Here is a 21,130-nt window from a genome sequence, read left to right as displayed (position 1 = left end):
GTCGCTGCCGCCACCCAGCTGTTCATGCGCTGGTACTTTCCGCGTTTCTCTGCCAAGACCTTTGCGCTGGCCCGCCAGGATGAATACGAAGCCGACCGGATCGCTGGCAAGCTGCTGGGCCGCGACGTGACCGCTGCGGCCCTCGCCGAGATCGAGATCCGGGGCGCGTGGCTGCAGGCAGAGTTCTGGGGCAGCCACTGGTGTGCCGCGGCGGGCAGTCCGTTGCCGGTGGGGCCTTACCGCAGCATGCGCCGTGCCCTGGCCAAGGCCCCCGATGCAGCCTTTGCCAACGACGCCTTGCGCCAGGCGCTCAAGCGCTTGAGCAATCTGGACGACACCCACCCCGGCCTGCGCGACCGCATCGAGGCACTGGATGCCACGCCCACGCTGCCTGACTGGTCGCGCGGCAACGCTTTGGCCCTGTTGGGGCCGGATGCCAAGCGCTGGGTGGCCCATTTCGACAAGCAGTGGTGCCGCGACAATGCCAGCGAATGGAAGCAGCACCACGCCTGGCTGGGGCGCGTGCGCGCACGTGCCGAGGCCCTGGGTGCATCGACGGCACAGAGCAGTGCGGCCGACCTGGTGGAACTGGCCCGCCTCAAGCGCCACCTGGACCCGCATGCCGATGTGCGCGCCTTGTACGAGCTGGCCCTGCAGCGCAGCCCCGAATACCCCGCTGCGCTGCGTGGACTGGTGCCTTGCCTGGCGGACGATGATCGGGAGGGCAAGCTCCAGCTGCTGCACCGGTTGTGGGAAACAGGCAGCAGCGACCGCTACTGGGCCGCGCGCACGGCATTGGCCGAGCTGGAGACCCCACGCCTGGGGCTGGACCACGATGCAGCCGCCTTCAAGCAGTGGCGCAAGCGGCTGGAACGCGCGCAAGAATCCGAAGAGCGGGCCTGGGAAGAGCTGTCGGGCACCTCGTTCTTCAGCCAGATCGTGCGGCACGACCTCAGCTCCTTCGAGCTGGCCGAACTGCAATCCGAACTGGCCCGCTGCGCTCCTCTGGCCCGCTGCTGGCTGGTGCGCAAGAACCTGCGCGAGTACCTCCAGCGCAGGGCCTACCTGGTGTTTGTCGAGCTGCCGGGCATGGACGATGAAAGCCGTTACCACCTGTGCCGCGCGCTGGAGCGTAACCTGAGCCTGCCCGGCCCCGCGCTGGTGCTGTGGGCGGGCGAGTCACCGACGCTGCAGCAGATCGAGCGCTCGGCGTTCGAGCCGATCTATACCCGTTGACGCGCAGGCCGTGCATGGAGCGACTTGGCCGTTGAGGTTTGGCTCCCGCATTGGGCGGGTGGGGGCACTGTCGCCAGGTTGGCCGGGAATGGGACAATCGCGGGATGCATCCCAAAGTTCTTCTCGACGCCTGCGCCGAACTGGTCAGGCTCACCCTCACGTTTGAACACCCCGCCGACGCGGTGGTGTCGCGTTTCTTCCGCGACAACCGGGGCCTGGGGCCGCGCGAGCGCGCCACGCTGGCTGAAACGGTTTACACCGTTCTGCGCAAGAAGCTCCTGTTTGACCACATGGCCCCGTCAGGCTCGGGTCCTAAGGAGCGCCGCCTGGCCATCCTGGGTTTCTATGGCCCGCGCGATTTCCTCAAGAGTGCGTTGACCGACCAGGAGAAAAACTGGCTGGACCAGTGCGATGCGGTCACGGTCGATGACCTGATGGAGCGCCATCGCCACAACCTGCCCGAATGGATGGTCAAGCCCCTGAAGGACCAGCTGGGCGATGGCTTCTGGCCGCTGGTGGAAAGTCTGGCCCAGAGCGCCCCCCTGGATTTGCGCGTCAATGCCCTCAAGGACAAGCGCGCCGATGTGCAAAAGGAGTTGGCCAAAGCTGGCATCAAGGCGCATCCCACACCGTATTCACCCTGGGGCCTGCGCATTGACGACAAGCCCGCGCTGACCAAGCTCGATGCCTTCACGCGGGGCGCCATCGAGGTACAGGACGAGGGCTCACAGCTGCTGGCCCTGCTGCTCGACGCCAAGCGTGGCGAGATGGTGGTGGACTTCTGCGCTGGCGCTGGGGGCAAGACGCTGGCCATTGGCGCGAGCATGCGCAGCACTGGGCGGCTGTACGCCTTTGACGTGTCAGCTCACCGCCTGGATGCGCTCAAACCGCGCCTGGCCCGCAGCGGCCTGTCGAACGTGCACCCCGCCGCCATCGCCCACGAGCGCGACGACCGCGTCAAGCGCCTGGCGGGCAAGATCGACCGCGTCCTCGTGGACGCGCCTTGCTCGGGCCTGGGCACCCTGCGGCGCAACCCCGACCTCAAATGGCGCCAGTCGCCCAAGGCCATCGATGAGCTGGTGGCCAAGCAGACGGCCATCCTGGACAGCGCAGCCCGCCTGCTCAAGCCGGGCGGCCGTCTGGTGTATGCCACCTGCAGCATCCTGCCGCAAGAAAACGAGGCCATTGCCGAGGCCTTCAGCGCAACACACCCCGACTTCCAGCTGCTGGATGCTGGTGAACTGCTGGAGCAGCTCAAGGTCGAGGGGGCCAAGGGTTTGTGCAGCGGGGGTGCATCGGGCAGTGGTTATTTGCGCTTATGGCCCCATCTGCATCAGACCGACGGGTTTTTTGCCGCCATCTGGGCCAAGAAGGACTGAAATGCTGGGGGTAGGGCTCTAAACCAGCGTAAACACGCTGGATTTCCCTGATCCTTTCAGAGGCAGGCCCTCTAAAATGAAATAGCTGCTTCGTTGGTGAGCAGGTTCTCTGTAGTAAGGTTTTTGTGAATATGCTGTTACCCGACTGGGCTGTACTGAATGCCGCCATTGACTGGCTTGGAAATGGGTTGTGGAACCTGGCCTGGTGGCAGATCGTGTTGTACACCCTTGCCACGACCCACATCACCATCGCAGCGGTCACGATCTTCCTGCACCGCGCGCAGGCACACCGCGCGCTGGACCTGCATGCCATCCCCTCGCATTTCTTCCGCTTCTGGCTGTGGATTGGTACCGGCATGGTGACCAAGGAATGGGTGGCCATCCACCGCAAGCACCACGCCAAGTGTGAAACTGTGGATGACCCCCACAGCCCGCAGACCCGCGGGCTGGACACGGTGATGTGGCGCGGCGCCGAGCTGTACCGCGCCGAGTCCAAGAACATGGAAACCATCAAGAAGTTCGGCCACGGCACGCCCGATGACTGGATGGAGCGCAATGTGTATACCCGCTACGGCTGGCAAGGCGTGGGCCTCATGCTCATCCTGAACCTGGCCCTGTTCGGCGCCCTGGGCGCCGCGGTGTGGGCGGTGCAGATGCTCTGGATTCCGTTCTGGGCAGCAGGGGTGGTCAACGGTGTGGGCCACTACTGGGGCTACCGCAACTTTGAGGCGCAGGACGCCAGCACCAACCTGTCGCCCTGGGGCATCATCATTGGCGGCGAAGAGCTGCACAACAACCACCACACCTACCCCACGTCGGCCAAGTTCTCGGTCAAGCCGTATGAATTTGACATTGGCTGGGTGTACATCAGCCTCATGAAGAAAATCGGCTGGGCTACCGTGAAGAAGGTGCCACCCAAGTTGCAACTGGGCGATGTCAAGCCGGTGGCTGATGAAAAGACGCTGGAGGCCTTGATCGCCAACCGCTATGAAGTGATGGCGGGCTATGCGCGTGGTGTGCGCAAGGCGTGCAAGGATGAGATTGCCGCGCTGCAGGCCCGTCAGGCCGATGTATCGGTGCTCAAGGCCGCCAAGCGCTGGCTGCATCGCGATGCCGAGAAGGTGCCGGCGGGGGCCTTGCCCCAGCTGGCTCAGGCCCGCGCTGCGCATCCGGCCTTGGACAAGATGGTGACCATGCGCGAAGAACTGCGTCAGCTGTGGCTCAACACCTCGCAATCCCGTGAGCAACTCACTGCCGACTTGCAGGCCTGGTGCCGCCGCGCCGAGGAGAGCGGCATTGCCACTCTGCGCGAGTTCTCCATCAGTTTGCGCGCGGCACGGGCCTGATGTAATGCCTTGGTGGCGCTGTCGGTCGGACCACTGACCCCGACGCACCTCCCCATAAACCGCTGCAGGGCTTTGTGCCCTCAGCGGTTTTTTGTTGGCTGTGGGCCTGCTGGCGCTCGAAGTTGGTGGGGAACAAGTCGTCGATGGCGGGAGGCGGTGCTGTAGTCATCGGGCTGCATGGATTGCAGCCATGAAAAAAGCCGCCGGGCTGAATGCCGGGCGGCTTTTCGAATGACAGGAAAGAGACTGAATTACTTCAGCTTCATTTCCTTGTATTCCACATGCTTGCGAGCCTTGGGATCAAATTTCATGATCAGCATCTTCTCGGGCATGGTCTTCTTGTTCTTGGTCGTGGTGTAGAAGTGACCGGTACCCGCAGTGGATTCCAGCTTGATCTTGTCGCGTCCGCCTTTGCTTGCCATGGTGCTACTCCTTAAGCCTGGCCACGGGCACGCAGGTCTGCGAGCACCGAGTCGATACCGTTCTTGTCGATCAAACGCAGGGCAGCGCTCGAAACACGCAGGCGCACCCAACGGTTTTCGGTCTCGACCCAGAAACGGCGGTATTGCAGGTTCGGCAGGAACCGGCGCTTGGTTTTGTTGTTGGCGTGGGAAACATTGTTCCCCGTCATGGGCTTCTTGCCCGTTACGTCGCAGACGCGTGCCATGAGGACACTCCGATACTGATTAACGGCCGTTCGCTGAGCCCTGGGCTGTGTGCCCAGGTTGGCTTGCGGCCTCACCTCGCCAGAAAGGGTGGCGGTAACCCGATTTGCCGGTTTCGGAGGACCGCAAAAACGGGCCGAATTCAGCAAAGCCGCAGATTATAACCTGCAGCTCATTTTTTCATCAAGACTCTTGTTCAAGGAAGCGCTGGGCGTCCAGCGCGGCCATGCAGCCGGTGCCCGCGCTGGTGATGGCCTGGCGGTACACATGGTCCTGCACGTCGCCTGCGGCAAACACGCCGGGCACGCTGGTCTGTGTGGCAAAACCCTTGAGCCCACCCTGGGTGATGATGTATCCGTTTTCCATCTCCAGCTGGCCCTGGAAGATCTCGGTGTTGGGCGCGTGGCCGATGGCGATGAAGCAACCTTGCAGCTTGATGTCTTCCGTGCTGCCGTCCTTTGTACTCTTGATGCGGATACCGGTCACGCCCGTGTTGTCGCCCAGCACCTCGTCCAGAGTGTGGAACAGCTTGAGCTCGATCTTGCCCGCTGCCACTTTCTCGTTGAGCTTGTCCACCAGAATGGGTTCGGCCTTGAACTTGTCGCGGCGGTGCACCAGGGTGACCTTGCGGGCGATGTTCGACAGGTACAGCGCTTCCTCCACCGCTGTATTGCCGCCACCGACCACGCAGACATCCTGCTCGCGGTAGAAGAAGCCGTCACAGGTCGCGCAGCCGGACACGCCCTTGCCCATGAAGGCTTCTTCCGAAGGCAGGCCCAGGTATTTGGCCGATGCGCCAGTGGCCAGAATCAATGCGTCGCAGGTGTAGGTACCGCTGTCGCCGGTGAGTGTGAAGGGCCGCTTGCTGAAATCGACCTTGTTGATGTGGTCGAAGATGATCTGGGTCTTGAAGCGTTCTGCGTGCTCCAGAAAACGTTGCATCAGCTCTGGTCCCTGCACGCCGTGCACGTCGGCAGGCCAGTTGTCCACCTCGGTGGTGGTCATCAGCTGGCCACCCTGGGCCATGCCGGTGATCAGCACCGGGTTCAGGTTGGCACGGGCGGCATAAACCGCTGCGGTGTAGCCCGCAGGGCCCGAGCCGAGGATCAGAACTTTCGCGTGTTGGGTGGTGGACATGGTAAAAGCCTGTGTTTTGCGCCCGCTACATGGGGCGCTGTTGGGAAAGCTGGGGTTGAGCCGCCGAGTATCAACCGGCGTCCGCTCGCGAGAGTGGCCCCGTTTTCAATCACGGTGATTGTAAGAACCCATTGATAACCCGTTGCGGCTCCGGTTGGGTCGCACCCCTGAAAGGAGATGTTTGCATGTCCACGATGTTGTCCAACCTCGACCTGCTGCGCCGGGTACCTTTGTTTTCGCTGCTGACGGTGGCGCAGGCCGAGGTGATCAGCGGCGCAGTGATCAAACGCCGCTTCAAGCGGGGCGAGGCGCTGGTGGAGCAGGGGCAAAAGTCCAATGCCCTGTACATCCTGCTCACAGGGCGCGCCCGGGTCATGACCTCGGACAGCCGGGGGCGTGAGGTGATTCTTGCCACCCTCGCCCAGGGCGACTACCTGGGCGAGATGAGCATCATCGACAACGAACCCCACTCGGCCACTGTGCGTGCCGAGGTGCAGACCGACGTGCTGATGCTGGGGCGTGCGGAGTTTGCACGTTGCCTCACCGAGAACGCGTCCATGTCGCTAGTGGTGATGCGCGGGCTGGTCAAGCGCCTGCGCCATGCTGATCGCAAGATTGAGTCACTCGCGTTACTGGATGTGTACGGCCGTGTGGCCCATGCCTTGCTGGACTTTGCGGTGCCCGATGCGCAGGGGCAGCTGCTGATCAAGGACAAAATCTCCCGCCAGGACCTGGCCAAGATGGTGGGAGCTTCCCGCGAAATGGTCAGCCGCGTGATGAAAGACCTGGAGGAGCGCGGCTTCATCGAGGCGCTGCCCAGCGGGGCTACCCTGCTCAAGGACCGGCTGAACGCGCTGGGCTGAAATCCGGGGGGCGGACCCTGCGCCGGGTGGTGCGCCCAGCGCAACGCATGGGGTAAGCTCACCCCGCACGTTTATGACCTATTCCCTCAATACCCTGAATGCATCGGCGGCGGCCAAGTCGCCGCCCCGCACGGGCGCCGCCCGTTTTGGCCACGAAATTGCCCTGGTGGTGGGCTTGCTGGCCCTGGTTTTCTGGCTGCTTGCGCTGGTCAGCTATTCGGCCCAGGATGCGGCCTGGTCCACCTCGGGTGCCCGCGACGCGCGCTCCGTTGCTAACTGGGCGGGGCGCTTTGGCGCCTGGCTGGCCGATGGCAGCTACTTTGCGCTGGGGTTTTCAGTGTGGTGGTGCGTGGCGGCTGGCGTGCGGGCCTGGCTGTCGTCGCTGGCGCGCTGGATGCGCGGAGGCGAAGTGGTGGCAGGCGCCGCCAGCCCTCTGGTGCGCCGGGCCACGTTCTGGGGTGGACTGGTGGTGCTGATGTGTTCCAGCACGGCGCTGGAATGGTCGCGTTTGTACCGGTTTGAATCGTTCCTGCCTGGGCATGCGGGTGGCGTGCTGGGGTACCTGGTGGGGCCAGCTGGCGTGAAGTGGCTGGGATTTACGGGCTCCGGCTTGTTGGCGATCGTGCTGGCGGTGGCGGGGGCGGCGCTGGTGTTCCGCTTCTCGTGGGGCCATGTGGCGGAGTTTCTCGGAGGGCGCCTTGATGCGCTGGTACAGGCGCGCCTGGCAAAACGCGAGGTGGCCAAGGACGTCGCCGTGGGCCGCAAGGCGGCCCGCGAGCGCGAAGTGGTGGTGTTGGAGGAGCGCACCGAAAGCGAGGTGCACCACCCAGAGCCCGTGCAAATCATCGAGCCGATTCTGGTGGATGTGCCACAGAGCACCCGTGTGGTGAAAGAGCGCCAGAAACCCCTGTTCACCGAGATGCCGGACAGCAAGCTGCCGCTGGTGGACCTGCTGGATGGCCCTCTGCAGCGCCAGGAAACCGTGGCCCCCGAGACGCTGGAGATGACCAGCCGGCTCATCGAGAAAAAGCTGAAGGACTTTGGCGTGGAAGTGCGCGTGGTCGCGGCCATGCCCGGCCCGGTGATCACACGCTACGAGATCGAGCCCGCCACGGGCGTGAAGGGTTCGCAGATCGTGGGACTGGCCAAGGACCTGGCGCGCTCGCTCAGCCTCGTGTCGATCCGCGTGGTGGAGACCATCCCCGGCAAGAACTACATGGCGCTAGAACTGCCCAACGCCAAGCGGCAGTCCATCCGCCTGTCCGAAATCCTGGGATCGCAGGTCTACCATGAGGCAAAGAGCATGCTCACCATGGGCCTGGGCAAGGACATCGTGGGCAACCCGGTAGTGGCAGACCTCGCCAAGATGCCGCACGTGCTGGTGGCCGGTACCACGGGCTCGGGCAAGTCGGTGGGGATCAACGCGATGATCCTCTCGCTGCTGTACAAGGCCGAGGCGCGCGATGTGCGTCTGTTGATGATCGACCCCAAGATGCTGGAAATGTCGGTCTACGAAGGCATTCCGCACCTGCTGGCGCCCGTGGTCACCGACATGAAGCAGGCGGCGCATGGCCTGAACTGGTGCGTGGCCGAGATGGAACGCCGCTACAAGCTCATGTCCAAGCTGGGCGTTCGCAACCTGGCGGGCTACAACACCAAGATCGACGAGGCCAAGGCCAAGGAAGAGTTCATCTACAACCCCTTCAGCCTCACGCCCGAAGAGCCCGAGCCGCTGCAGCGGCTGCCGCACATTGTGGTCATCATCGACGAGCTGGCCGACCTGATGATGGTGGTGGGCAAGAAGATAGAAGAACTCATCGCCCGGCTGGCGCAAAAGGCGCGCGCGGCGGGCATCCACCTGATCCTGGCCACCCAGCGCCCCAGCGTGGACGTGATCACCGGCCTGATCAAGGCCAACATTCCCACCCGCATCGCGTTCTCGGTGGGCTCCAAGATCGACAGCCGAACCATCCTCGACCAGATGGGCGCCGAAGCCCTGCTGGGCATGGGCGACATGCTCTATATGGCCAGTGGCACGGGCCTGCCGATCCGGGTGCATGGCGCCTTCGTGTCGGACGAAGAAGTACACCGTGTCGTCAGTTACCTCAAGGAACAAGGGGAGCCGGACTACATAGAAGGCGTGCTCGAAGGTGGAACTGTGGATGGCGAGGGTGATCTGTCAGGGGAGGGCGGTGGCGGCGAAGGGGGCGAGAAGGACCCCATGTACGACCAAGCCGTCGAAGTGGTGCTCAAAGACCGCAAGGCCAGCATCTCTTACGTGCAGCGCAAGCTGCGCATTGGCTACAACCGCTCGGCGCGGCTGCTGGAAGACATGGAGAAGGCCGGACTCGTCAGTGGCCTGACCACCAGCGGCCAGCGTGAAGTGCTGGTACCCAACCGCAGCGAATGATCGGCCGGACCACAAGGCCGGACCCTACCCCACAGGAGTTTCTGTTGAAAAAGATCGCTACTGCAATTTTGATAGCTGCTGCGGCAAGCATGGCTAGCGCTGACGGGCTGAAAAGCCTGGAATCCTTCATGAAGGGCACGCAGACGGGCAAGGCCGACTTCACCCAGACTGTGACCTCGCCCCCCAAGGACGGCCAGACCGCGCGCACCAAGACATCGAGCGGCAGCTTTGAGTTCCAGCGCCCCGGGCGCTTCAAGTTCGTCTACAAAAAACCTTTTGAGCAGACCATCGTGGCTGATGGCCAGACTTTGTGGCTGTACGACGTGGACCTGAATCAGGTCACGCAGCGCTCGCAGTCCCAGGCGCTGGGTAGCACGCCCGCTGCGCTGCTGGCGTCCGCGCCGGACCTGTCGGCGCTGAAGGCCGAGTTCAAGCTGGAGGCCTCGCCGGATGCGGACGGCCTGCAGTGGGTGCTGGCCAGCCCCAGGACCAAGGACGGCCAGCTCAAGAGCGTGCGTGTGGGCTTTGCGGGCGAGCAGCTGGCGGCCCTGGACATTCTGGACAGCTTTGGCCAGCGCTCGCTGATTCGCTTTACCGGTATGCAGGCCAATGCGGCGCTGCCTGCCAGCACGTTCCAGTTCAAGCCTCCGGCAGGGGCTGATGTGGTGAAGCAGTAGTTTCTGCTCTTGAAATAATAGCTGCCAACGCATGATTTTTGGGCGCTAGAAGCCAATTTGGCTTGAAAATCAGCGTACTGTAGACAGGATACGAACATGGCAGCACGCGGTGCCTCCGCCCCTTCTCCGGCACACCCCTCCACCCACCAGCCCCTGGCTGAACGCCTGCGGCCCCGCACGCTGGGCGAGGTGATCGGGCAGCAGCATGTGCTGGGCCCGGGCATGCCGCTGCGCCTGGCCTTCGAGTCCGGCCGACCGCACAGCTGCATCCTGTGGGGCCCACCTGGAGTGGGCAAGACCACCATTGCGCGCCTGATGGCTGATGCGTTCGATGCGCAGTTCATCAGCATCAGCGCCGTGTTGGGCGGGGTCAAGGACATTCGCGAGGCGGTGGAGCAGGCCCATGCCGCGCGCGATGGGTTGATGCAGCAGCGCACCATCGTGTTTGTGGACGAGGTGCACCGCTTCAACAAGAGTCAGCAAGACGCGTTCTTGCCACACGTTGAATCAGGCCTGTTCACCTTCATTGGCGCCACCACCGAGAACCCTTCGTTTGAGGTGAATTCCGCGCTGCTGTCGCGAGCGGCGGTCTACGTGCTGCAGCCGCTGTCTGAGCAAGATTTGAAGCAGATTGTGGCCCTGGCGCAGGAAGAAGATGCGCTGCCTGCTATCGAAGGTGTAGCAATCGACCGCCTGGTGGCCTATGCCGATGGCGACGCGCGCCGCCTGCTCAACACGCTCGAAACCCTGGCCATGGCGGCTGCGCAGGAGAAGCTTTCCGAGATCACCGATGTCTGGCTGCTCAAGGTGCTGGGCGAGCGCATGCGCCGCTACGACAAGGGCGGCGAGCAGTTCTACGACACCATCAGCGCGTTGCACAAATCGGTGCGGGGCTCTGACCCCGACGCTGCGTTGTACTGGCTGGTGCGCATGCTCGACGGCGGTGCTGACCCCCGCTACATGGCGCGCCGGCTGGTGCGCATGGCAGCCGAGGACGTGGGCCTGGCCGACCCGCGCGCATTGCGCCTGGCACTGGACGCGAGCGAGGTGTACGAGCGCCTGGGCAGCCCTGAGGGCGAGCTGGCGCTGGCCGAATGCGTGGTGTACCTGGCGGTGGCGCCCAAGTCCAACGCGGTCTACAAGGCCTACAACGCGGCGCGGGCCTGGGTCAAACAGGATGGCACACGCCCGGTGCCCATGCACCTGCGCAATGCGCCCACCAAGTTGATGAAAGAGCTCGACTACGGCAAGGGCTACCGCTACGCCCACGACGAAGAGGGTGGCTTTGCGGCGGGGGAGAACTACCTGCCCGAAGGCATGCCAGAGCCCGGCTTCTACCAGCCCGTGGAGCGGGGTCTCGAAATCAAGATTGCCCTGAAGCTGCGTGAGCTGCGCGAACGCAATGCCGCAGCAGCCCCTCCCGGCCTTCAGGATTCAGACACCGCCTCCTGATCCGAGACCTGCTCGGTGGGGCGAGGTGGCCGCGCATGTCCTGCGGCAGGCCCAAGGTGCTGCGCAGCCTGCTTTATGCCGATTCTGCATGATCAAGGTAATAAGTTTGCACATCAATTATCTTGCGTGCATCAAAATTCCTTATGCAGTGCGTGGCGCGCTGATGTGACCAAAACCCGAGGGAAAACCCCGCCCGGCTTGGATTGGGGCGGTTGTGACTACTCGCTACAATCCCGTCCACAAACCCGCACAGCTGCATTCCTGGCGGGTTTTTTGCTAGATGGCAGTCGGGCCCACAAGGCTGTACCGATTCCGGTGCCAAAGCGGTGGGTACGTCACAAACGAAGGACTTCTCTTATGGACATTTTGCTGCAACAGATCATCAACGGTCTGGTACTCGGCAGCATGTACGCCTTGATAGCCTTGGGCTACACGATGGTGTACGGCATTATTCAACTCATCAATTTCGCCCATGGCGAGGTGCTCATGATCGGCGCCCTCACCAGCTGGAGCTGTATTGGAATGATGCAGGCTGCCATGCCCGGCGCGCCGGGTTGGGTCATCCTGCTGCTGGCCACGCTCATCGCCTGCGTGGTCGCTGCCACGCTCAACTTCGTGATCGAAAAGGTGGCCTACAAGCCACTGCGCACCAGCCCCCGTCTTGCCCCCCTGATCACTGCCATTGGCATGTCGATCCTGCTGCAGACGCTGGCCATGATCATCTGGAAGCCCAACTACAAGCCCTATCCCACGCTGCTGCCCAGCACGCCGTTCCAGTTGGGTGGTGCCTACATCACTCCCACCCAGATCCTGATCCTGGGGGTGACGGCGGTGGCCCTGGCTTCCCTGGTCTATCTGGTCAACCACACCAACCTGGGCCGCGCCATGCGCGCCACGGCGGAGAACCCCCGCGTGGCCTCCCTGATGGGCGTGAAGCCCGACATGGTGATCTCGGCCACCTTCATCATCGGCGCCATCCTGGCGGCCATCGCCGGCATCATGTATGCCTCCAACTACGGCACGGCGCAGCACACCATGGGCTTCCTGCCGGGGCTCAAGGCCTTCACGGCGGCGGTGTTCGGCGGTATCGGTAACCTGGCCGGTGCGGTGGTGGGCGGCATCCTGCTGGGCCTCATCGAAGCCATCGGCTCCGGCTACATCGGCACGCTCACGGGCGGTTTGCTGGGCAGCCACTACACCGACATCTTTGCGTTCATCGTGCTCATCATCATCCTGACGCTGCGCCCCTCGGGCCTGCTGGGTGAGCGTGTGGCCGATCGCGCCTGAGGAGCCTCACACCATGAAGAACACCAAAACCAACTGGATCATCGGCGCCGTCGCGCTGCTGGTGCTGCCGCTGATCCTGCAATCCTTCGGCAACGCCTGGGTGCGTATTGCCGACCTGGCCCTGCTGTACGTGCTGCTGGCCCTGGGCCTGAACATCGTGGTGGGCTACGCCGGCTTGCTGGACCTGGGCTACGTGGCGTTCTACGCCGTGGGCGCCTACCTGTTTGCCTTGATGGCTTCGCCGCACCTGGCGGACAACTTTGCGGCGTTTGCCGCTATGTTCCCCAACGGGCTGCACACCTCGCTGTGGATCGTGATACCGGTGGCGGCGTTGTTAGCGGCGTTCTTTGGCGCCATGCTGGGGGCGCCCACGCTGAAGCTGCGCGGTGACTACCTGGCCATCGTGACGCTGGGCTTCGGCGAAATCATCCGCATCTTCCTGAACAACCTGGACCACCCGGTCAACCTGACCAACGGCCCCAAGGGCCTGGGCCAGATCGACTCGGTCAAGATCTTTGGCCTGGACCTTGGCAAGCGCTTGGAGGTGTTCGGTTTCGACATCAATTCCGTCACCCTGTACTACTACCTGTTCCTGACCCTGGTGGTGGTGTCCATCATCATCTGCTACCGCCTGCAGGACTCGCGCATCGGCCGCGCCTGGATGGCCATCCGTGAAGATGAAATCGCTGCCAAGGCGATGGGCATCAACACCCGCAACATGAAGCTGCTGGCCTTCGGCATGGGGGCTTCGTTCGGCGGCGTGTCGGGTGCGATGTTCGGTGCGTTCCAGGGCTTTGTGTCGCCCGAGTCGTTCAGCCTGATGGAGTCGGTCATGATCGTCGCCATGGTGGTGCTGGGCGGTATCGGCCACATTCCTGGCGTGATCCTGGGCGCCGTGCTGCTGTCGGCCCTGCCCGAAGTGCTGCGCTATGTGGCAGGCCCTCTGCAGGCCATGACGGACGGTCGCCTGGACTCCGCCATCCTGCGCCAGCTGCTGATCGCGCTGGCCATGATCATCATCATGCTGATGCGTCCCCGTGGTCTGTGGCCTGCGCCCGACCATGGCAAGAGCCTCACGCAGAAGACCTGAACACCGCAGAAAGTTAGAACATGGCAGAGAACATTCAGAAATCAGCCAGCGACGTGGTGCTGCGGGTTGCGGGCATTTCCAAGCGCTTCGGCGGCCTGCAAGCCCTCTCCGACGTGGGCATCACCATTGAGCGAGGCCAGGTGTATGGCCTGATTGGCCCCAACGGCGCAGGCAAGACCACGTTCTTCAACGTGATCACCGGCCTGTACACCCCCGACAGCGGCACCTTTGAACTGGCTGGCAAGCCTTACGAGCCGACGGCCGTGCATGAAGTGGCCAAGGCGGGCATCGCGCGCACCTTCCAGAATATCCGTCTGTTTGCAGAAATGACGGCACTGGAAAACGTGATGGTGGGCCGCCACATCCGTACCAAGTCTGGCCTGCTGGGCGCTGTGCTGCGTACCAAGGGCTTCAAGGAAGAAGAGCTGGCCATCGCCAAGCGCGCACAGGAACTGCTCGACTACGTGGGCATTGGCAAGTTTGCCGACTACAAGGCGCGCACCCTGAGCTACGGCGACCAGCGCCGCCTGGAGATCGCCCGGGCCCTGGCCACCGATCCGCAACTGATTGCGCTGGACGAGCCCGCCGCCGGCATGAACGCCACCGAGAAGGTGCTGCTGCGCGAGCTGATCGACCGCATCCGCAAAGACAACCGCACCATCTTGCTCATCGAGCACGACGTGAAGCTGGTGATGGGCCTGTGCGACCGTGTGACGGTGCTCGACTATGGCAAGCAGATCGCCGAAGGCAACCCTGCCGAAGTGCAGAAGAACGAAAAAGTGATTGAGGCCTATCTGGGCACCGGAGGACATTGAGAATGGCCGAAAAATCCAATAAGGTACTGCTGCAGGTCAAGGGCCTGAAAGTGGCCTACGGCGGTATCCAGGCCGTGAAGGGCGTGGACTTCGAAGTGCGTGAAGGCGAGCTGGTCTCGCTGATCGGCTCCAACGGTGCGGGCAAGACCACCACCATGAAGGCCATCACTGGCACCCTGGCCATGAACGACGGCGATATCGAGTACCTGGGCGAAAGCATCAAGGGCAAGGGCGCCTGGGACCTGGTGAAGAAGGGCTTGGTGATGGTGCCGGAAGGCCGTGGCGTGTTTGCGCGCATGACCATCACCGAAAACCTGCAAATGGGCGCCTACACGCGCTCCGACAAGGCCGGCATCCTGGCTGACATCGAGAAGATGTTCACCATTTTCCCGCGCCTGCGCGAGCGCAAGGACCAGCTGGCCGGCACCATGTCGGGCGGTGAGCAGCAGATGCTGGCGATGGGCCGAGCGCTGATGAGCCAACCCAAGGTGCTGCTGCTGGACGAGCCTTCCATGGGCCTGTCCCCCATCATGGTGGACAAGATATTTGAAGTGGTGCGCGACGTGTACGCGCTGGGCGTGACCATCGTGCTGGTGGAGCAGAACGCCAGCCGCGCGCTGGCGATTGCCGACCGCGGCTACGTGATGGAGTCCGGCCTGATCACCATGTCGGGCCCTGGCCAGCAGTTGCTCAACGACCCCAAGGTGCGCGCTGCCTACCTGGGCGAATAAGCGACCGAAAGCCTGCGCACCGCTGGTGTGGTGCGGCGGCTGTCCAGCAAGGCACTCCCTCGGGAGTGCCTTTTTTTATGTCTGTTGGTGGGGGTGGTGTTGCAGTAAATTGCTATTAAAAATATAGCTGACAAGGTATGTAACACCAGCACAATCGATCGGTTTTGTTCATAATCGGCCGCTTCGTTCACTTCCCCAGCCTGCCGCTCCACCATGAACGCGCTCCAATCCCTGCCTATTTCTTTGCAAACGGTATTGCTGCTCACTGCCAGCAATATCTTCATGACCTTTGCGTGGTACGGCCACCTGAAGAACCTGGCGTCTTCGCCGTGGTATGTCGCGGCCCTCGTCAGCTGGGGTATCGCGCTGTTTGAATACCTGTTGCAGGTGCCGGCCAACCGCATTGGCTTCACCCAGTTCAACGTGGGGCAGCTCAAGATCATGCAAGAGGTCATCACGCTGGGCGTGTTTGTGCCCTTCGCCGTGTTCTACATGGGGCAACCCCTGAAGTGGGACTACCTCTGGGCGGGGTTGTGTCTGGTGGGGGCGGTGTATTTCATCTTCCGGGGCGCCTGAAGGCACAGGGCCTGAACGGACGGCGTGTCGTCGCCCACGGCGCCGTGCGCATGACTGCATGAGGCAGCGGCATCAGTCCCTGCAGGGCGCACGGTTAAACTCGCCGGGTCACGAAAGCGTCATGGTTCTGTCATGGCGCGGCCTTTTCTCACCATTCGTTCCCGATCCAGGAGTCTCCATGCTGTTTGCCAAGCTGTTGCCACGCGAAGGCAATTTTTTCGAAATGTTCAACCAGCATGCGGACCGCATCGTCGAGGCGGCCCGGGCCTTTTCGCAACTGGTGGCCAACTACAGCGACCCGCACCTGCGCGACAAGTACAACCAGGATGTGGACAACGCCGAGCGTGCCGCCGACCGAGTGACGCACGAGGTGAACAAGGCCATCCACAAGACCTTCATCACCCCCATCGACCGTGAGCAGATCCACACGCTGATCAACACCATGGACGATGTGGCCGACCTGATCCAGGACTCGGCTGAAACCATGGCGCTGTACGACGTGCGCCACATGACGGAAGAAATCACCCGCCTCACGGACCTGAGTCTCAAGTGCTGCGAGCGCCTGCGCGATGCCGTCAAGCTGCTCGACAAGATCGCCGACCCAGCCGTTGCCGAGGCCGCGCTCAAGACCTGCGAGGAGATCGACAAGCTCGAATCCGACGCCGACCGCGTGATGCGCAGCGCCATGAGCAAGCTGTTCCGCGAGGAGCCCGATGTCCGCGAGGTGATCAAGCTCAAGGCCATCTACGAACTGCTGGAGACGATCACCGACAAGTGCGAGGACGTGGCCAACTGCATCGAGGGCATCGTCCTCGAGAACTCCTGATCCGCGCAGGCTGACCAGTATGGAAACCGTACAGACGGCCCTCTGGGTTGTGGTTCTGCTTGTGGCCCTGGCAATCCTGTTCGACTTCATGAACGGGTTCCACGACGCGGCCAATTCGATCGCCACGGTGGTCTCCACCGGCGTGCTCAAGCCCGCGCAGGCGGTGCTGTTTGCCGCCTTCTTCAACTTTGTGGCGATTTTTGTCTTTCACCTGAGCGTGGCAGCGACGGTGGGCAAGGGCATCGTGCAGCCCGGCATTGTGGACACGCACGTGGTGTTTGGCGCCCTGGTGGGCGCGATCACCTGGAACGTGATCACCTGGTACTACGGCATCCCCAGCAGCTCCTCGCACGCCCTCATCGGCGGCATTGTGGGTGCTGTGATTGCCAAGGCTGGCGCGGGCGCGCTGATCTCGGCGGGCATCCTCAAGACCGTGGCGTTCATCTTTGTCTCGCCGCTGCTGGGTTTTGCGCTGGGCTCGCTCATGATGGTGGCCGTGGCCTGGATCTTCAGGCGCACGCGCCCGAGCAAGGTGGACAAGTGGTTCCGCCGGTTGCAGCTGGTATCTGCCGGCGCCTACAGCTTGGGGCACGGCGGCAATGATGCGCAAAAGACCATCGGCATCATCTGGCTGCTGCTGATTGCCACGGGGTATTCGTCGGCGTCTGATGCCTCGCCCCCCACCTGGGCCATCATCAGCTGCTACGTGGCCATTGGCCTGGGCACCATGTTTGGCGGATGGCGCATTGTGAAGACCATGGGCCAGAAGATCACCAAGCTCAAGCCTGTGGGCGGCTTCTGTGCCGAAACGGGCGGGGCGCTGACCTTGTTCCTGGCCACCACGCTCGGCATTCCGGTGTCCACCACGCACACCATCACGGGCGCCATCGTCGGTGTGGGCTCCACCCAGCGCGCCAGCGCCGTGCGCTGGGGCGTTGCCGGCAACATTATCTGGGCGTGGATTCTGACCATCCCGGCGAGCGCCTTTGTGGCCGCCGTCGCCTACTGGATCAGCCTGCAGCTGTTCTGATGGCGGAGTTGCCGTGAATGCTATTGAATAGATAGCATTCAAGGCAATCAACACTAGTGCATACGCCCCATTGAGTGTGAATTCGATGGGGCGTTTGCATTGGCGCCTGCCAGCGGATCACTGCGAGATCTTGCGCGCTTCCTCGATCTGGTACTCAAAGTACCGCTGGAAACTGAACGCCAGGCTGGCCATCAGTACCGTGGTCCCGATCAGCAGGGACACCACGATGGCGCCCACGGTGATCCATTGCGTCCTGCCCGGCGCGGCGTCTGGTGCGGCGCTGGGGTTGTAGCGCGCATTCCATGCCTCGGGTGTCATCAGCGCGTACAGGATGGCACGCAGCGCACAGGCGGCAATCGTGAAGCCCAGCAGCGGTATCAGCGCCCAGCTGTAGTGGTCGTCCTGGCCGAGTTGTTGCACCCGCTGAATGCCATAGATGCCCAGCGCCGTGGGGATGGGCAACAACCAGCCGAGCATGTCGGACAGGCCATGAAGGTAAAAGCGGTGCAGGCCCAGAGGTCCGCCGACAAAGGCGAGCCAGGCGGCTACGGTTTTGTTTTTCATGGGTGCCGCGCTATTCGGGAGAAGTGGTGTCGCCCGCGCCCAGGGTCTTTTCCATGAGCACGATGTCGCGCCAGGCGCCGAACTTCCAGCCCACCGAGCGCATGATGCCCACATCGGTGAAGCCCAGGGCCCGGTGCACGCCGATCGAGCCTGCGTTGGCAGAGTCTCCAATCACCGCCAGCAGCTTGCGCACGCCAGCCGCTTCGGCCTGTACCGCCAGCTCGGCCAGCAGCTTGCGGCCCAGGCCCATGCCGCGGGCCTGATCGGCCACGTAGATCGAGTCTTCGGCCGAGAAACGGTAGGCCGGGCGGGGTTTGAACCAGTTGGCATAGGCAAAGCCCAGCACTTGACCGTCTTTCTCCGCAACCAGCCAGGGCAGGCCACGCGCCAGCACGTCAGCGCGGCGGCTTGCCATGTCGGCTTCGGAGGGGGGATCTATCTCGAAGGTGCCCGTGCCGTGGAGCACATGGTGTTGGTAAATGGCCGTGATGGCAGGAATATCGCTGTCAGTGCTGGGGCGGATAGAGGGCATTTTGGGGAAATGGATATAATCGCAGGCTTTGCAGCGTGTCGCTGGCCGGGTGGCCATGTCGCGTGTCTCAAGCGTTGCGAATATGGTTGCGAACACTGTGGCTTACGGCAAATGTTGCCGGAGTTCACCACCCGAAGGATAAATCATGGTCGTCATTCGACTCTCCCGCGGCGGCTCCAAGGGCCGTCCTTTCTTCAACATCGTCGTTGCTGACAAGCGCGTGCGCCGTGATGGCCGCTTCATCGAGCGCATCGGCTTCTACAACCCCACCGCCAAGGAATCTGAAGAAGGCCTGCGCATCGTGCAAGACCGTCTGGCTTACTGGGTGGGCGTTGGCGCCCAGTCCTCCCCCACGGTGGACCGCCTGATCAAGCAAGCCGCCAAGAAGGCTGCTTAAAGCTCCCTGAAAAGGGCGGGTTCCGTCGGCTGGTCTGGCGGAACCCGCCCTTTTCTCATTCTGGACTCACTGCCATGGCCACCACACCGTTGACCCTCGAACCCGCAGAACTGCCTGCCGACGCCGTTGAAGTGGGGCGCATCGCAGATGCCTGGGGCATCAAGGGCTGGTTCAAGGTGCTGTCGCACAGCAGCAATCCCGAGGCGCTTTTTTCGTCCAAACGCTGGTATTTGCAGCCTTCCGAGCGTGGTGCCAAGACCTTCAGCGGCACCGTGCTGCTGCCCATCCGCCAGGCCAAGGATCATTCGGACTCCGTGGTGGCCTGGGCGCAGGGCATTGATGACCGCAATGGTGCTGTGGCGTTGCGCGGTGCGCGGATTTTTGTGCCGCGATCCAGTTTTCCATCCACCTCCGAAGACGAGTACTACTGGGTCGATTTGATCGGTCTGTCGGTCTTCAACCGTGAAGGTGTGGCGCTGGGCGAGGTGCGCGAGTTGATGTCCACCGGTCCACAGGCCGTGCTGGTGCTGGCCTATGAGCAGGACGGCAAGGCACAGGAGCGCATGATTCCGTTTGTCTCGGCCTTCGTGGACAAGGTGGATCTGGCTGAAAAACGCATCACCGTGGACTGGCAGCCCGACTACTGACCGAGCCGTCACGAGCCGCGCCCTATGCGCTTTGACATCATCACCCTCTTTCCCGAGCTGTTCGCGCCCTTCCTGGCGAGCGGTGTGACCCGGCGCGCCTATGCCAGCGGCCAGGTCGATGTGCGCCTGTGGAACCCGCGCGACTACGCCGACGGCAACTACCGCCGGGTGGATGACCGCCCGTTTGGCGGTGGCCCGGGCATGGTGATGATGGCCGAGCCCCTGGTGCGGTGCCTTGCGGCCATCCGGGCAGAGCGTGGTGAGCCCGAGGGCGGCGAGGCGCCGCTGGTTCTTTTTTCCCCCATTGGCGAGTCGCTGAACCACGCCGCCGTGGAGCGCTGGTCTGCCAGCGAGGGGGCCGTGTTGCTGTGTGGACGCTATGAAGGCATAGACCAGCGGTTCATTGACACCTATGTGAATGTTCAGATGAGCCTGGGCGACTTCGTGCTCTCGGGCGGCGAGATTGCTGCCATGGCGCTGCTGGACGCCGTGGCGCGCCTGCAGCCCGGGGTGCTCAACGATGAGGGCAGCCACCAGCTCGACAGCTTCAATCCCGCGCTCGATGGCTTGCTGGACTGCCCGCATTACACGCGGCCCGAAGAGTGGGCAGGGCAGCAGGTGCCAGCGGCCCTCATGTCGGGTCACCATGCGCAGATCGAGCGCTGGCGGCGTGATCAGCGCCTGGCCACCACGGCCCGCCACCGGCCTGATCTCATCGATGCCGCGCGCAAAGCGGGGCGTTTGGCGCCCGCCGATGAAGCTGTATTGGCCAAGCTCGGCTGAATTGCTATAATCAAAGGCTTTTCGATCCTCTGGCCGGCCGTTTTGACTGGGAGTTCTCCCGCAAAACACTGAGACGTCAATCCCGACGCAGCCATTTTTGGCGCGGACAAGATCACTAGGAAACTCACATGAACCTGATCCAGACCCTGGAAGCGGAAGAAATTGCCCGCTTGAACAAGACCATCCCCGAATTCGCCCCTGGTGACACCGTCATCGTGAGCGTGAACGTGGTGGAAGGTACCCGCAAGCGTGTGCAGGCCTACGAAGGCGTGGTGATTGCCAAGCGCAATCGCGGCCTGAATAGCGGCTTCACCGTGCGCAAGATCTCCAGCGGCGAAGGCGTGGAGCGTACGTTCCAGACCTACAGCCCGCTGATCGCCAGCATCGAAGTCAAGCGCCGCGGTGACGTGCGCCGTGCCAAGCTGTACTACCTGCGTGACCGCAGCGGCAAGTCGGCGCGTATCAAGGAAAAGCTGCCTTCGCGCGTCAAGGCTGCTGCTACCGCCGCTTAATTCAAGCAAGGCGAGGGCCTGTCCTGACAAGCCGCTACAGCATATGCCTGTAGCGGCTTTTTTTTGGTCCGTGGAACCTGCTTTTTGTGAACCCTTCTTCTCCTCCTGCTGTCTCATCGGTCATTGCGCCTCTGTCGAGCCTGCCCGACTTTGACCCTCGCACGGTGCCGGTGGT

24 protein-coding genes are annotated in these 21,130 nt (G+C 62.9%); 18 read left to right on the top strand and 6 right to left on the bottom strand.

Annotation, left to right across the window (positions count from 1 at the left end; all coding sequences use genetic code 11):
• The 3 genes from DBR23_RS09850 to DBR23_RS09840 form a co-directional block, all read left to right on the top strand.
• On the top strand, positions 1-1,236 hold a 1,236-nt coding region (locus tag DBR23_RS09850), incomplete at its 5' end, for a M48 family metalloprotease (protein WP_233250372.1).
• Between the two features lie 104 nt (positions 1,237-1,340).
• On the top strand, positions 1,341-2,615 hold the full coding sequence (locus DBR23_RS09845) for an RsmB/NOP family class I SAM-dependent RNA methyltransferase (RefSeq protein WP_108498116.1): 1,275 nt from the start codon (positions 1,341-1,343) through the stop codon (positions 2,613-2,615).
• Between the two features lie 131 nt (positions 2,616-2,746).
• A complete protein-coding gene (locus DBR23_RS09840) occupies positions 2,747-3,961 on the top strand; it encodes a fatty acid desaturase (RefSeq protein WP_108498115.1) in 1,215 nt (404 codons plus the stop codon).
• A gap of 251 nt (positions 3,962-4,212) precedes the next feature.
• On the opposite strand, the gene rpmG is transcribed toward DBR23_RS09840, so the two are convergent.
• The 3 genes from rpmG to trxB form a co-directional block, all read right to left on the bottom strand.
• Entirely contained in the window at positions 4,213-4,383 is a 171-nt protein-coding gene (gene rpmG, locus DBR23_RS09835; protein ID WP_008904999.1) for a 50S ribosomal protein L33, read from the bottom strand.
• Between the two features lie 11 nt (positions 4,384-4,394).
• Complete coding sequence (rpmB, locus tag DBR23_RS09830; RefSeq protein WP_010463481.1) at positions 4,395-4,628, bottom strand: 50S ribosomal protein L28; 234 nt, start codon at positions 4,626-4,628, stop codon at positions 4,395-4,397.
• A gap of 181 nt (positions 4,629-4,809) precedes the next feature.
• Positions 4,810-5,763 carry a thioredoxin-disulfide reductase gene (gene trxB / locus DBR23_RS09825; RefSeq protein WP_056061042.1) on the bottom strand — a complete coding sequence of 318 codons (954 nt, stop codon included), beginning with the start codon at positions 5,761-5,763 and terminating at the stop codon, positions 4,810-4,812.
• 185 nt (positions 5,764-5,948) lie between these two features.
• On the opposite strand from trxB, the gene DBR23_RS09820 reads away from it, so the two are divergent.
• From DBR23_RS09820 to DBR23_RS09785, 8 genes are all read left to right on the top strand, one after another.
• A complete protein-coding gene (locus DBR23_RS09820) occupies positions 5,949-6,626 on the top strand; it encodes a Crp/Fnr family transcriptional regulator (RefSeq protein WP_108498114.1) in 678 nt (225 codons plus the stop codon).
• A gap of 73 nt (positions 6,627-6,699) precedes the next feature.
• Positions 6,700-9,036, top strand: coding sequence for a DNA translocase FtsK (locus tag DBR23_RS09815; protein WP_056061046.1), 2,337 nt, complete (start codon positions 6,700-6,702; stop codon positions 9,034-9,036).
• A gap of 44 nt (positions 9,037-9,080) precedes the next feature.
• On the top strand, positions 9,081-9,713 hold the full coding sequence (gene lolA / locus DBR23_RS09810) for an outer membrane lipoprotein chaperone LolA (protein WP_108498113.1): 633 nt from the start codon (positions 9,081-9,083) through the stop codon (positions 9,711-9,713).
• A gap of 96 nt (positions 9,714-9,809) precedes the next feature.
• The gene (locus DBR23_RS09805; RefSeq protein WP_108498112.1) at positions 9,810-11,165 is read left to right on the top strand and encodes a replication-associated recombination protein A; all 1,356 of its coding nucleotides are present in this window, start codon (positions 9,810-9,812) and stop codon (positions 11,163-11,165) included.
• A gap of 357 nt (positions 11,166-11,522) precedes the next feature.
• Positions 11,523-12,452 (top strand): branched-chain amino acid ABC transporter permease, encoded by a 930-nt coding sequence (locus DBR23_RS09800; RefSeq protein WP_056061051.1) that lies wholly within the window; start codon positions 11,523-11,525, stop codon positions 12,450-12,452.
• Between the two features lie 13 nt (positions 12,453-12,465).
• Positions 12,466-13,542: an ABC transporter ATP-binding protein gene (locus tag DBR23_RS09795; RefSeq protein WP_056061055.1), complete on the top strand. Its 1,077-nt coding sequence runs from the start codon at positions 12,466-12,468 to the stop codon at positions 13,540-13,542.
• A 20-nt stretch (positions 13,543-13,562) separates the two neighbouring features.
• Positions 13,563-14,357 (top strand): ABC transporter ATP-binding protein, encoded by a 795-nt coding sequence (locus tag DBR23_RS09790; RefSeq protein ID WP_056061058.1) that lies wholly within the window; start codon positions 13,563-13,565, stop codon positions 14,355-14,357.
• A 2-nt stretch (positions 14,358-14,359) separates the two neighbouring features.
• Positions 14,360-15,088, top strand: coding sequence for an ABC transporter ATP-binding protein (locus DBR23_RS09785; RefSeq protein WP_056061060.1), 729 nt, complete (start codon positions 14,360-14,362; stop codon positions 15,086-15,088).
• Here the strand turns inward: DBR23_RS09785 and DBR23_RS29935 are convergent.
• On the bottom strand, positions 15,073-15,372 hold the full coding sequence (locus DBR23_RS29935; RefSeq protein ID WP_199227680.1) for a hypothetical protein: 300 nt from the start codon (positions 15,370-15,372) through the stop codon (positions 15,073-15,075). The genes DBR23_RS09785 and DBR23_RS29935 overlap by 16 nt on opposite strands.
• Here DBR23_RS29935 and DBR23_RS09780 point away from each other — a divergent pair.
• The 3 genes from DBR23_RS09780 (at position 15,302) to DBR23_RS09770 (ending at position 17,520) form a co-directional block, all read left to right on the top strand.
• The gene (locus DBR23_RS09780; RefSeq protein WP_015013099.1) at positions 15,302-15,664 is read left to right on the top strand and encodes a DMT family protein; all 363 of its coding nucleotides are present in this window, start codon (positions 15,302-15,304) and stop codon (positions 15,662-15,664) included. The two genes, DBR23_RS29935 and DBR23_RS09780, sit on opposite strands and share 71 nt — an antisense overlap.
• Positions 15,665-15,842: 178 nt before the next feature.
• Complete coding sequence (locus DBR23_RS09775; protein WP_055403060.1) at positions 15,843-16,490, top strand: DUF47 domain-containing protein; 648 nt, start codon at positions 15,843-15,845, stop codon at positions 16,488-16,490.
• Between the two features lie 19 nt (positions 16,491-16,509).
• Positions 16,510-17,520, top strand: a complete 1,011-nt coding sequence (locus DBR23_RS09770) for an inorganic phosphate transporter (RefSeq protein WP_056747483.1) — start codon at positions 16,510-16,512, stop codon at positions 17,518-17,520.
• 117 nt (positions 17,521-17,637) lie between these two features.
• On the opposite strand, the gene DBR23_RS09765 is transcribed toward DBR23_RS09770, so the two are convergent.
• A complete protein-coding gene (locus tag DBR23_RS09765; RefSeq protein WP_056747484.1) occupies positions 17,638-18,084 on the bottom strand; it encodes a TM2 domain-containing protein in 447 nt (148 codons plus the stop codon).
• Between the two features lie 10 nt (positions 18,085-18,094).
• On the bottom strand, positions 18,095-18,616 hold the full coding sequence (locus DBR23_RS09760; protein WP_056061071.1) for a GNAT family N-acetyltransferase: 522 nt from the start codon (positions 18,614-18,616) through the stop codon (positions 18,095-18,097).
• Positions 18,617-18,761: 145 nt separating this feature from the next.
• On the opposite strand from DBR23_RS09760, the gene rpsP reads away from it, so the two are divergent.
• From rpsP to rplS, 4 genes are all read left to right on the top strand, one after another.
• Entirely contained in the window at positions 18,762-19,013 is a 252-nt protein-coding gene (gene rpsP, locus DBR23_RS09755) for a 30S ribosomal protein S16 (RefSeq protein WP_015013104.1), read from the top strand.
• A gap of 74 nt (positions 19,014-19,087) precedes the next feature.
• The gene (gene rimM, locus DBR23_RS09750) at positions 19,088-19,660 is read left to right on the top strand and encodes a ribosome maturation factor RimM (protein ID WP_108498111.1); all 573 of its coding nucleotides are present in this window, start codon (positions 19,088-19,090) and stop codon (positions 19,658-19,660) included.
• Between the two features lie 24 nt (positions 19,661-19,684).
• Positions 19,685-20,443 (top strand): tRNA (guanosine(37)-N1)-methyltransferase TrmD, encoded by a 759-nt coding sequence (gene trmD / locus DBR23_RS09745; protein ID WP_108498110.1) that lies wholly within the window; start codon positions 19,685-19,687, stop codon positions 20,441-20,443.
• A gap of 128 nt (positions 20,444-20,571) precedes the next feature.
• Positions 20,572-20,955, top strand: coding sequence for a 50S ribosomal protein L19 (rplS, locus tag DBR23_RS09740; protein ID WP_056061081.1), 384 nt, complete (start codon positions 20,572-20,574; stop codon positions 20,953-20,955).
• Positions 20,956-21,130: the final 175 nt, after the last annotated feature.

Origin of the sequence: Acidovorax sp. HMWF018 (genome assembly GCF_003061035.1) — a bacterium.
GTDB lineage: Bacteria > Pseudomonadota > Gammaproteobacteria > Burkholderiales > Burkholderiaceae_C > Acidovorax > Acidovorax delafieldii.
This window is presented reverse-complemented; position numbering and strand designations above follow the sequence as displayed.

Bases quoted from the DNA above. Each gene is read 5' to 3' on its own strand.
- DBR23_RS09840 (WP_108498115.1), top strand. From the start codon at position 2,747: ATGCTGTTACCCGACTGGGCTGTACTGAATGCCGCCATTGACTGGCTT.
- DBR23_RS09780 (WP_015013099.1), top strand. From the start codon at position 15,302: ATGAACGCGCTCCAATCCCTGCCTATTTCTTTGCAAACGGTATTGCTG.
- DBR23_RS09805 (WP_108498112.1), top strand. From the start codon at position 9,810: ATGGCAGCACGCGGTGCCTCCGCCCCTTCTCCGGCACACCCCTCCACC.
- DBR23_RS09795 (WP_056061055.1), top strand. From the start codon at position 12,466: ATGAAGAACACCAAAACCAACTGGATCATCGGCGCCGTCGCGCTGCTG.
- DBR23_RS09760 (WP_056061071.1), bottom strand. From the start codon at position 18,616: ATGCCCTCTATCCGCCCCAGCACTGACAGCGATATTCCTGCCATCACG.
- DBR23_RS09790 (WP_056061058.1), top strand. From the start codon at position 13,563: ATGGCAGAGAACATTCAGAAATCAGCCAGCGACGTGGTGCTGCGGGTT.
- rpmB (WP_010463481.1), bottom strand. From the start codon at position 4,628: ATGGCACGCGTCTGCGACGTAACGGGCAAGAAGCCCATGACGGGGAAC.
- DBR23_RS09815 (WP_056061046.1), top strand. From the start codon at position 6,700: ATGACCTATTCCCTCAATACCCTGAATGCATCGGCGGCGGCCAAGTCG.
- DBR23_RS09765 (WP_056747484.1), bottom strand. From the start codon at position 18,084: ATGAAAAACAAAACCGTAGCCGCCTGGCTCGCCTTTGTCGGCGGACCT.
- rpmG (WP_008904999.1), bottom strand. From the start codon at position 4,383: ATGGCAAGCAAAGGCGGACGCGACAAGATCAAGCTGGAATCCACTGCG.
- DBR23_RS09845 (WP_108498116.1), top strand. From the start codon at position 1,341: ATGCATCCCAAAGTTCTTCTCGACGCCTGCGCCGAACTGGTCAGGCTC.
- rpsP (WP_015013104.1), top strand. From the start codon at position 18,762: ATGGTCGTCATTCGACTCTCCCGCGGCGGCTCCAAGGGCCGTCCTTTC.
- trxB (WP_056061042.1), bottom strand. From the start codon at position 5,763: ATGTCCACCACCCAACACGCGAAAGTTCTGATCCTCGGCTCGGGCCCT.
- DBR23_RS29935 (WP_199227680.1), bottom strand. From the start codon at position 15,372: ATGAAGATATTGCTGGCAGTGAGCAGCAATACCGTTTGCAAAGAAATA.
- DBR23_RS09785 (WP_056061060.1), top strand. From the start codon at position 14,360: ATGGCCGAAAAATCCAATAAGGTACTGCTGCAGGTCAAGGGCCTGAAA.
- DBR23_RS09770 (WP_056747483.1), top strand. From the start codon at position 16,510: ATGGAAACCGTACAGACGGCCCTCTGGGTTGTGGTTCTGCTTGTGGCC.
- DBR23_RS09800 (WP_056061051.1), top strand. From the start codon at position 11,523: ATGGACATTTTGCTGCAACAGATCATCAACGGTCTGGTACTCGGCAGC.
- DBR23_RS09775 (WP_055403060.1), top strand. From the start codon at position 15,843: ATGCTGTTTGCCAAGCTGTTGCCACGCGAAGGCAATTTTTTCGAAATG.
- rimM (WP_108498111.1), top strand. From the start codon at position 19,088: ATGGCCACCACACCGTTGACCCTCGAACCCGCAGAACTGCCTGCCGAC.
- trmD (WP_108498110.1), top strand. From the start codon at position 19,685: ATGCGCTTTGACATCATCACCCTCTTTCCCGAGCTGTTCGCGCCCTTC.
- DBR23_RS09820 (WP_108498114.1), top strand. From the start codon at position 5,949: ATGTCCACGATGTTGTCCAACCTCGACCTGCTGCGCCGGGTACCTTTG.
- rplS (WP_056061081.1), top strand. From the start codon at position 20,572: ATGAACCTGATCCAGACCCTGGAAGCGGAAGAAATTGCCCGCTTGAAC.